The sequence below is a fragment of the Nonomuraea turkmeniaca genome (genome assembly GCF_005889735.1).
Taxonomy (GTDB): Bacteria; Actinomycetota; Actinomycetes; order Streptosporangiales; family Streptosporangiaceae; genus Nonomuraea; species Nonomuraea turkmeniaca.
Genome location: NZ_VCKY01000333.1, coordinates 1 through 9,395 on the forward strand (window position 1 = coordinate 1; position 9,395 = coordinate 9,395).

General features: G+C 69.7%; 9 protein-coding genes. 5 read left to right on the top strand and 4 right to left on the bottom strand.

Translation table 11 applies throughout. The features are described from left to right. Positions 1–266: 266 nt before the first annotated feature. Both recD2 and ETD86_RS49825 read right to left on the bottom strand, forming a co-directional pair. The gene (gene recD2 / locus ETD86_RS49820; RefSeq protein WP_138673623.1) at positions 267–2,480 is read right to left on the bottom strand and encodes an SF1B family DNA helicase RecD2; all 2,214 of its coding nucleotides are present in this window, start codon (positions 2,478–2,480) and stop codon (positions 267–269) included. Between the two features lie 101 nt (positions 2,481–2,581). Further along, positions 2,582–3,616 carry an ArsR/SmtB family transcription factor gene (locus tag ETD86_RS49825; RefSeq protein WP_211370823.1) on the bottom strand — a complete coding sequence of 345 codons (1,035 nt, stop codon included), beginning with the start codon at positions 3,614–3,616 and terminating at the stop codon, positions 2,582–2,584. Positions 3,617–3,673: 57 nt separating this feature from the next. On the opposite strand from ETD86_RS49825, the gene ETD86_RS49830 reads away from it, so the two are divergent. The 3 genes from ETD86_RS49830 (at position 3,674) to ETD86_RS49845 (ending at position 6,935) form a co-directional block, all read left to right on the top strand. After that, positions 3,674–4,897, top strand: coding sequence for an MFS transporter (locus ETD86_RS49830; RefSeq protein ID WP_138673624.1), 1,224 nt, complete (start codon positions 3,674–3,676; stop codon positions 4,895–4,897). Positions 4,898–5,745: 848 nt separating this feature from the next. After that, positions 5,746–6,318, top strand: a complete 573-nt coding sequence (locus tag ETD86_RS49840) for an RNA polymerase sigma factor (RefSeq protein ID WP_138673625.1) — start codon at positions 5,746–5,748, stop codon at positions 6,316–6,318. Continuing rightward, the gene (locus ETD86_RS49845) at positions 6,315–6,935 is read left to right on the top strand and encodes a hypothetical protein (protein WP_246149450.1); all 621 of its coding nucleotides are present in this window, start codon (positions 6,315–6,317) and stop codon (positions 6,933–6,935) included. Before ETD86_RS49840 ends, ETD86_RS49845 begins: the two co-directional genes overlap by 4 nt. 153 nt (positions 6,936–7,088) lie before the next feature. Here ETD86_RS49845 and ETD86_RS49850 read toward each other — a convergent pair whose 3' ends face one another. Continuing rightward, complete coding sequence (locus ETD86_RS49850; RefSeq protein ID WP_170223729.1) at positions 7,089–7,448, bottom strand: toxin-antitoxin system YwqK family antitoxin; 360 nt, start codon at positions 7,446–7,448, stop codon at positions 7,089–7,091. Positions 7,449–8,192: 744 nt separating this feature from the next. Here ETD86_RS49850 and ETD86_RS49860 point away from each other — a divergent pair. Further along, a complete protein-coding gene (locus ETD86_RS49860; RefSeq protein ID WP_170223730.1) occupies positions 8,193–8,621 on the top strand; it encodes a carbonic anhydrase in 429 nt (142 codons plus the stop codon). Positions 8,622–8,675: 54 nt separating this feature from the next. Here the strand turns inward: ETD86_RS49860 and ETD86_RS49865 are convergent, their stop codons facing one another. Beyond that, positions 8,676–9,026 carry a VOC family protein gene (locus ETD86_RS49865; RefSeq protein ID WP_138673628.1) on the bottom strand — a complete coding sequence of 117 codons (351 nt, stop codon included), beginning with the start codon at positions 9,024–9,026 and terminating at the stop codon, positions 8,676–8,678. Between ETD86_RS49865 and ETD86_RS49870 the strand changes: the two genes are divergently transcribed. Then, positions 9,025–9,395, top strand: a 371-nt coding sequence (locus tag ETD86_RS49870) for a hypothetical protein (RefSeq protein ID WP_211370824.1), incomplete at its 3' end; no start/stop codon positions are given. The genes ETD86_RS49865 and ETD86_RS49870 overlap by 2 nt on opposite strands.

Consider the following 9,395-nt stretch of genomic DNA (forward strand, 5'->3'; position numbering starts at 1 on the left):
GGCGAGGTGGTGGCTGAGGGTACGCCGGGATCGGCGGCGGTAGTGGTGCCGCCGCCGCTCGAGCAGGAGGTGGTCAGGGCGGCCGCGGCCAGCAGTGCGACAGAGGCGGCGGCCGGTTTCCTCCACGTGGGCGTAACGTTCAAGACTGTCCTCTCCCCCAGGGCACCAAAGGCACCACAAAAACCCTAATGCTCCTTCATGTAAGACGACGAATGATTTGGGAGAGTTCGGTCACATTTAGATCACTTGTGGTGGTCGACTGCAGGTCAACGCGGCGTCAGGCGATGGGTGAGGCCGGTGTGCCGTCGCCCGGCGCCCTTGGTGCGGACGGCCTGGGCCAGCGCCCGGCGCGAGCCCACGATCACCACGAGCTTCTTGGCGCGGGTGATGGCGGTGTAGAGGAGGTTGCGCTGCAGCATCATCCAGGCGCTGGTGGCCAGGGGGATGACGACGGCCGGGTACTCGCTGCCCTGGGAGCGGTGGATGGACACGGCGTAGGCGTGGGCGAGCTCGTCGAGTTCGTCGAAGGCGTAGTCGACCGGCTCGTCCTCGTCGGTCACGACGGTGAGCTTGTGCTCGTCGGGCCGGATGTCGGTGACGATGCCGACGGTGCCGTTGAACACCCCGGCCGCGCCCTTGTCGTAGTTGTTGCGCAGCTGGGTGACCTTGTCGCCGACGCGGAAGACGCGGCCGCCGTAACGGCGTTCGGGCATGCCCTCCTGGGCGGGGGTGAGGGCTTCCTGCAGGGCGGTGTTGAGCGCGCCGGCGCCGGCCGCGCCGCGGTGCATGGGGGCCAGGACCTGCACGTCGCGGCGGGGGTCGAGGCGGAAGCGGGCGGGGATGCGGCGGGCCACGACGTCGACGGTCAGGGCGGCGATCTCCTCCGGCTCCTCGCACGGGAACAGGAAGAAGTCCTTCATCCCTTCCAGGACGGGGTGGCGGCCGGTGTTGACGCGGTGGGCGTTGACGACGACGCCGGACTCCTGGGCCTGGCGGAAGATCTGCGTCAGCCGTACGCGGGGCACGTCCTCGGCGGCCAGCAGGTCTTTGAGCACCTCGCCGGCGCCGACCGACGGCAGCTGGTCGACGTCGCCGACGAACAGCAGGTGCGCGCCCGGGGCGACGGCCTTGACGAGCTTGTTGGCCAGCAGCAGGTCCAGCATGGAGGCCTCGTCGACGACGACCAGGTCGGCGTCCAGGGGGTTGTCGCGGTCGAAGGTGGCATCGCCGCCGGGCCGCAGCTGCAGCAGCCGGTGGACGGTGGTGGCCTCGTGGCCGGTCAGCTCGGCCAGGCGTTTGGCGGCGCGGCCGGTGGGGGCCGCCAGGATGACGCGGGCGCGTTTGGCGCGGGCCAGCAGCACGATGGACCGTACGGTGAAGCTCTTGCCGCAGCCGGGACCGCCGGTGAGGACGGCGAGCTTCTCGGTCAGGGCCAGGCGGACGGCCTGGCGCTGCTCCGAGGCGAGCTCGGCGCCGGTCTGGGCGTGCAGCCAGGACTCGGCCCGCTCCCAGTCGACGTCGGCGAAGGCCTTGAGCCGGTCGTGGCCGCTGCGCAGCAGGGCCAGCAGGCCCGAGGCCAGGGACTGCTCGGCGCGGTGGAAGGGCGGCAGGTAGACGGCGGGCACCACGTTGTCGCCGGCGGGGACGGGCTCGCGGACGACACCGTCGTCGGCGACGAGCTCCTCCAGGCAGACGGCGACCAGGTCGGGCGGCACGTCGAGGATCTTGACGGCGTCGGCGACCAGGTTGGGGGCCGGCAGGTAGCAGTGGCCGTCGTCGGCGGCCTCGGACAGGGTGTAGCGCAGGCCGGCCTTGACGCGTTCGGGGCTGTCGTGCGGGATGCCGACGGCCTGGGCGATGGTGTCGGCGGTCTTGAACCCGATCCCCCACACGTCGTCGGCCAGCTTGTACGGCTGGTTCCTGACGACGGAGATGGACTGCTCGCCGTACTGCTTGAAGATGCGCACCGCGATGGAGGTGGACACGCCGACCCCCTGCAGGAAGATCATCACCTCTTTGATGATCTTCTGCTCGTCCCAGGCGGCGGCGATCATCTTGGTGCGTTTGGGCCCCAGGCCCGGCACTTCGGCCAGGCGCTCGGGGTGCTCCTCGATGATCTCCAAGGTGGCGGTGCCGAAGTGGTCGACGATCCGCTCGGCCATCTTCGGGCCGATCCCCTTGATGAGGCCGGAGCCGAGGTAACGGCGGATGCCCTGGACGGTGGCCGGCAGGACGGTGGTGTAGGACCGCACCTCGAACTGGCGGCCGTAGCGGGGATGGGAGGTCCAGCGGCCCTGCAGCCGCAGCGACTCCCCCACCTGGGCGCCCAGCAACGGGCCGACGACGGTCAGCAGCTCGGAGCCGGTACGTTCGGTCGCGACGCGGGCGATCGTGTAGCCGGTGTCCTCATTGGCGTAGGTGATGCGCTCCAGCACGGCAGAGAGCTCGACAACGACGAGACTCGATGCACCTTCGCTCACCGTTCAACCCTTCGCGCCGCACCCGCTTCCGCGCCCAGAGTAGAGGAATAGCCGGACATGGACGCCCTCGCGCGAGACACGGCGCCGACCGCACCACCGTCTCAGGCCTCCTGGCCGAACTGACCGGGACCGGGGTGGGCGGCGTCCTCCGCTCCGCGGTCGACACCGACGGCCCGAAGTCCTGATCCGGTGACGAGGGCGTCGCCGAGTTCCGAGCGCAGATAGAGGACCGAGCGGCCGTGGCGGGCGCTGGCGAGGAGGCCGGCAGCGCGGAGGGTGCGGAGGTGCTGGTTGACGGCCGAGGGGGTGACGCCCAGGCGGCCGGAGAGTTCGGTCGATGAGGCGGGGGTCTCCAGCATGGTGAGCAGCCCTGCCCGGGTGGCGCCCAGAAGGTCGGTGAGCACCCCTGGGGAGTGACGGGGCTCCGGTTGCCAGAGCGTGCCGACGCCCCGGGTGCCGTACATGATCAAAGGGGGCTCGGACGAGGAGATGGGGACGGTGGCGGCCCGGCTGAAGAGGGTCGGGACCAGGGTGAGGCCCTCGCCGCTGGTGGAGCGCCGGTAGCGGGCGTCGCTGATCAGCCGCATGCGTACGACGCCGTCCTTGAGCTGAACGCGCTCGCTGAGGTCGGCGAACATCGCGGCCAGGCCGTGGGCCGAGATGACCTGGCCGCGGTGGACCACGTCGGCCTGCAGGACCGCGCGCATCCTGGGCCACCAGGGCACGAAGCAGGTGCGCCAGTAGTCCCGCAGCGCCTCCAGGATGCGGGCCGACGGGTCGCCGCGCAGCGGCTCGGGGAGCCGGGGGTGGATGGCGCGCAGGTCGTCGAGCACCCGGTCCACGGGCACGCGGGCGACCGTGGCGAGCTCGTCGTCGATGCGGGTGAGCGGGGCGTGGGGGCGGGGTGACAGGTAGTCCGGTGTCCACATGTCGTCGTTGGTGAGCGCCCGCAGCAGGGGCACGTCCAGCGTGGATCTGGCCTGCTCCGTGCGGCGCAGCCAGGGCAGGTGCACGGGATAGCGCCCAGGGTCGCGGAACGTGCGCAACGACAGCGTGAGCTCGTTGAGCGGCGAGATGGCGAAACGGACGTCGGCCACGTCCATCCCCGCGAGCTCGTACTCGATCAGCCCTGCCATGAAGCCATACGCTACATCAATTGGCGACAAAGGCCCTATTACGGGATAAAGGCCCACGTGATCCAGACCTTCTTCCCTCAGGACCGCGTCGCCCGCTCACTGACCGTCAGCACGATGGCGTTCGCGCTCTCCAGCGGCGTCTTCTACACCGTCAGCACGCTGTACTTCACGCTCGTCATCGGGCTCAGCGCGACGACGGTGGGTCTCGGGCTGGGAATCGCGGGCGGCACCGGGGTGCTGGCCTCGTACGCGGGAGGGTGGCTGGCTGACCGGGTCGGCGCGCACCACGTCCAGACGGTGGCGACAGGGCTCAACGGGGTTGCGCTGCTCGCCTACACGTTCGTCTCCGACGCCGTCGTGTTCACCCTGATCGCCTGCCTGGCCGTGATCACGCGTTCGGTGGGCTCCTCCTCGAAACAGGCGATGCTGGCGCGGTGGTACACCGGCCCGGAGCGGGTCGAGGTCCGGGCCCGGATGCGCGTGGTCACGAACGTCTTCATCGGCCTGGGCACGGTGGCCGCTGCGGCGGCGCTCCTGATCGGCACCGCGTCGGCGTACCGTGTGGCGGTGGTCGTCGCCGGCGTCTTGCTGCTGGCGGCCACCATGCCGCTGGCCGGGCTCGGGCGTCACGTGCCGGAGCTCGCCGCCAGGATGACCGCCGTCAGGGAGCGCACCGCGTCCACCGGGCCTTCGCCGCTCAGGGACCGTACGTACATCGCGAGCGTGGCGTGCAACGCCGTGGTGGCCACGCAGTTCGGCCTGCTGACCGTCGGCATGCCGCTCTGGGTGGCCACCACCGACGCGCCCACCGCCATCGTCTCCGTGCTCCTCGTCCTCAACACCGTGGTCGTGGCCGCACTCCAGGTGCGCGCCTCGCGCGGCACCGACGACGTGCGCAAGGCCGGGCGCACGGTCAGGCGCGCTTCGTGGCTGCTCGCGATGGCATGCGGTCTGTACGCCCTGGCCGGCTACGGAAACATGATCGTCGCCTGCGTCCTGTTCGTCCTGGCCGCCTTCGCCCACACCATGGGTGAGATCCTGGGCGAGGCGGGTGGCTGGGGCATGGCCTTCGAACTGGCCGACCAGCGCAGCGTCGGCGCCTACCAAGGCCTCAGCCAGACCGGCTACGCGATCGCCGCCATGTTCTCCCCGATCCTCGCCACCACCGCCGTCGAACACGGCACCGCGGGCTGGGTCGGCCTGGCCGCCCTTTTTGTCCTGGCCGGCACGGGCGCCGCCGCGGTGGCCCGGCACGCAGCCATGATGGTCCCCGCCGACTAGCGTAGAGACGAAGGTGCGAGGAGTCACCGCTTATGTGCCGCCGCACCTGCCAGGGATCGAGCGGGACTGGGGGCTCTTCGATTGAGGCGAAAGTTGAGCGGGGTTGAGGCGTCCGCGGCCGCGTCGGGTAGTGGCGCATCGGGTGCGTAGACGGCTGGTTCTCGGGATTGCGGAAGCCGTAGGCGTCTCGGGCGGTGGTCTTGATGACGCGGTTGGTGCCTTTCGAAGAGCCCTCACAAGCGTCACGCCGGGCCTGCTGCTCGCTCAAGAGTGCCGCGCGTTCCGCCGCGCGCCACGTCAACGCGACCGCCCGCGACACAGACGGCCACACCGTGGCGACCGGAACAGGCGCGACGTTCCTGCAGGCCATGACCAGCCTCACGCCCGCCCTCAGCAGTCGACCGCCGACGATGCCGGCCGTGCGGCGGGCCGACCGGAGGTCTCGATCCAGCAGCCGATCGTCCAACACGAGGTTGACGCCGTCCTTGTCGCGGGTCACGGTGAGCTGCCGGACCCGCATGCTCTCCATCACTCCGGTGTCGCCCGGCGCTCGGAGACACCGCCCTGCCCGTGTGCCCGTGCCGGTAGGACTTGAGGTCGTCCTCGGCGTACGACAAGAAGTACGGCATATGGTCTCCGCCTGAGGCGAGGCAGCCCGTCGGCCTGCCGGGCGCCTATACACCACACGGCTGCAGCAGACAGTGCGGTGGCGTGCGCTCACCGTCTGACGATCCGGCGGCCGGGAGGCCGCAGGAGGTGTCACCCACGGCGTGATGGCCCGCCATGAAGCATTTCGGCTTCGCGCGGTAAGTACAGGTAACCGCACACGCCAAGAAAGGCCGACATGCATGACAATCCCCCGCGAAGTCGTCGAGCTCGATGACGCGACTCTCATCGAGAGCTCGCTGAACGAGCCGGAGGTCTTCGCCGTTCTGTTCGACCGGCATGCGCCTCAGCTGCACCGCTACGTGACCAGGCGTCTGGGCTCCAGCGAGGCCGAGGACGTCGTCGCCGACACCTTTCTGGCCGCCTTCCAACGCCGGGGTCATTACGACAGGGGCCGCCCCGACGCACGCCCGTGGCTCTACGGCATCGCCTCCAACCTGATCGGCAAGCGGCGGCGCGCGGAGACGAACCTCTATCGCGCCTACATCCGCAGCGGCGTGCACCCGGCAGAGATACCGGGCGGCCAGGTCGAGAACGGGATCAACACCCTGGCCGTCAACCGACCGCTGGCGCAAGCCCTGCTGAGGCTCACCCGGGCCGATCGCGACGTGCTGCTGCTCGTCGCGTGGGCCGAACTGAGCTACCAGGAGGTCGCCGACGCGCTCTCCATCCCGCTGGGCACCGTCGCCTCGCGGCTCAATCGGGCCCGTCTCCAGATCCGTCAGACCCTGGAACAAGAAGGACACGCTGAATGACCATGGACACGCTCAAGACCATGTGGGAGAGCATCCCGCCGGCCACCCCGGAGGACCTCGCCGGGGCGCGACGGCGGCTGCTCGACGGAATGCACGCCCGGCGCCGCGTCGTCACGGTGCCCCGGCTGCTGGTCGCAGCGGGCGTCGCGGCGGCCGTCGCCGTCACTCCCCTGTTCGTCGGCACCGGGACCTCCGCGTACGCGGTGTCCAGGAGCCCCGACGGCACGCTCACGGTGACCCTCAGCGGGCTGCGCGATCCCGAGGGACTGGAGGCCGAGCTGGGCAAGGCCGGCGTCAAGGCCGACGTGACGTTCCTGGAGCCGGGTATGCGATGCGTGGCCCCCAGATTCGTCGGCGTCGACGAATCTTACGGCGGGCCACCCGTCGACGGCCCGGACGAGTTGCGTGAGCAGGTGCGCACGGTGCGTTCGTTCAAGGCCATCCGGGCGAGCTCGGGCACGTTCCAGATCTACCCGGAGTACATCAAGCCGCACGAGACGCTCGTGCTGGAGTTCAGCGACGGTGAGAACGCACAGGTGCTCTGGCGACTCGGCTCCTGGCTGGCCAAGGCCGGCTCGCCCGTGAAGCCGTGTACCCCCGTCGCCATGGGCAACTGAGGTCCCCTTCCACGAGCTGAGCGGGATCCGCGTGGCTTAACGCCCCATACCGCCTCGGCGAGGCGACCGCTCCTGTGCGGGCCGGGACGCGCGGAAGGTCCTGGGCGGGAGCATCCAAGGCCTTAGCTCGCGATCTTGTCTCGGCCAGGATGCTCAGCGGTGGTTCTTCCGCTTTGTTTCCTCGCCGGCCTTGCTGGACGTCACCCACTCGCCGGACTTCTTGCCCATGGCATAAGTCCCTTCATCCAGCAGCTTCCTGGTGTCGTGCCAACGGCGCCAAGGGCCGTGCTGCACACCGTCTACGAAGGCACCCTGCTGGAGTAGGCCACCGCCCTCCCGGTACCAGATCCACTCCCCGTCCAGTTGACCGGATCGGTAGCTGCCCTTGGCCTTCACCTGGCCGTTGCGGAAGGAGAAGGTCCAAGGGCCGTGGCGCCGGCCGTCTGCCGCGTAATCGCCCTCGCCCTCGCCCTCGCCTGAGAGCTTGCCGTCCTTGAAGAGTTCCTCTGCCATGGGGGCGAGCTTACGGTCGGGTCGCGCTGACCTACGCACGGCGCCCGAGCTCATCCCTCAGACTCACCATGCCGATCGCCGCCACATCAGCGAAGGCTCTGTAAAGGGGCGAACCTCCGCACCGTTCGCGTGCACGATCAAGGGGACCCTCAGCGCACCGCCGGGCGACGGGACCCCTGCTCGCTGAGGCTACGGCGCGACCCGGCAACGGCTCTGTGCCTCCGGGCGCACCGCTGTTCGCCCGGTCCGGCACGTGGACTTTACGTATTGAATTCGCCGTCAAATCTATGTGAAAGCTGAGAATAATATCCAAATTTGTCATGATTTGGGTGTTAATGTCGGCATTGAGTAGTAAGGGACGGGGGGAGGAATGATGGAGACAATGCAAGGCTTCCTGGGAGGAGGGCGTTGCAGGCGCCGCCGCTGGTGGCGTCGTCGTCGCTGTCACCGTCGTCGGCGCTGGTGGGGCGGCTGGTGGGGCCCCTGGGGAGGCGGCTGGGATTGGTAGTGAGCCAACCCCGATGAGAGCCGCGGGTTGCGACGGCCTTCGCTCTGCGCTTGATCCTCGCCCGTTGGTGGCCGCGCTTCGCGAAGTCGCCGCAATCCGCCTCCTTCATCGCCTCACCCGGCACTCTCTCCCATCAGGAAGTAGTCCCACGGAGCATCGTTCTTGTTTCGGAATTGACTTGCGGAAACGTTTTCCTTCTTTCGGGGCCGTGCTGCGCCGACGGTGCCAGCCGCCCGGTGAGAGCGGTCCGCCGCCGCTGGGTGGCCGGCACCTCGACGCACCCGCACCAGGACGCGGCGCGGCGGGCTGAGGTGGCGCAGACGCAGGACCGGTTCGCGGTCGGCTTCTCGTGCATCGACTCGCGGGTGGCGCCCGAGCCGGTCTTCGACACCGGATGGGGTGAGCCGTTCGTCCTGCGGACCGCCGGGCAGACCATCGACCCGCTCGTCATGGGCCCGGCGGAGTACGCCGAGCTGGGCACCCGCGCTTCGTTGTGCTCGGCCACCAGCGCTGCGGCGCCGTCACCGCCGCCGCGGAGTCGCTGCACGCCACAAGAAGTCGCCGGGCGAGCTGAACACGATCACCTCCTCGCTGCAGCGAGCAGCTTGTCCTTCTTGAACTGGTTGACCACGATCGACAGCGGCGAGGTCACCCGCCTGGTCTGACCCCCCAACCGGAGAAAGGCCGCTCCGCCGGGGAGGACGTGACCAAGCCGCGGGTCAGCCGGCGGATGCGACGAAGCAGAACTCGTTGCCCTCCGGGTCGGACATGACCTGGAAGGAGCCCTGGTCGTCGGTGACGGTCTCGCCGATCCGCGTGGCGCCCAGCCGCAGCGCCTCGGCGATGGCCTGCCCGATCACCTCCACCACGATGTCCAAGTGCAGCCGGTTCTTACCGGCTTTGTCATCGGTGACCGGCTGGAAGGCCAGCCGGGTGCTGCCGGGCGGTTCGACGTGGGCCCAGCCCCGGTCCCGGTCCACCGGGTCGCCGCCGAGCAGAGCGGCCCAGAAGCGGACCAGCCGGTGCGGGTCCCGGCAGTCCACCACGATCTGGTTGAGGCGCGCATGCATGGCGGTCACGGTAACCGGCTTCGCGCCGGTGACCCCACCCGGGACACCGATGAGTCAGTCCACCCTCCCGAGTTCCGGCGTTCGTGCTCACCCACCGGGCCGCGACGAGCTCGGCAGGAAGAGCGCGGCCTTCACCTTCGTCACCGACGGCGTCGCGCGCTGCCTGGAGTCCGCGCAGGAGGCGGCCGGCGACAAGCAGGCGATCGTCATGGGGGTGCGGACGGGGCGTCAGCTGCTTGCTCGGCAGCCGGGTCAGGGGATGCGCGGCGGCGCGCCGTCCAGCACACTGCCCTCAAGGGGACAGCCACACGGGCAGGAGACGGCGTTGGCCAAGGGTGCGATCATCGTGATGCTGGCGGTGCTGCTGGC

Coding starts and splice junctions, on each gene's coding strand:
- ETD86_RS49825 (WP_211370823.1), bottom strand. CDS start 3,616: ATGGCAGGGCTGATCGAGTACGAGCTCGCGGGGATGGACGTGGCCGAC.
- ETD86_RS49840 (WP_138673625.1), top strand. CDS start 5,746: ATGACAATCCCCCGCGAAGTCGTCGAGCTCGATGACGCGACTCTCATC.
- ETD86_RS49845 (WP_246149450.1), top strand. CDS start 6,315: ATGACCATGGACACGCTCAAGACCATGTGGGAGAGCATCCCGCCGGCC.
- ETD86_RS49850 (WP_170223729.1), bottom strand. CDS start 7,448: ATGGCAGAGGAACTCTTCAAGGACGGCAAGCTCTCAGGCGAGGGCGAG.
- ETD86_RS49865 (WP_138673628.1), bottom strand. CDS start 9,026: ATGCATGCGCGCCTCAACCAGATCGTGGTGGACTGCCGGGACCCGCAC.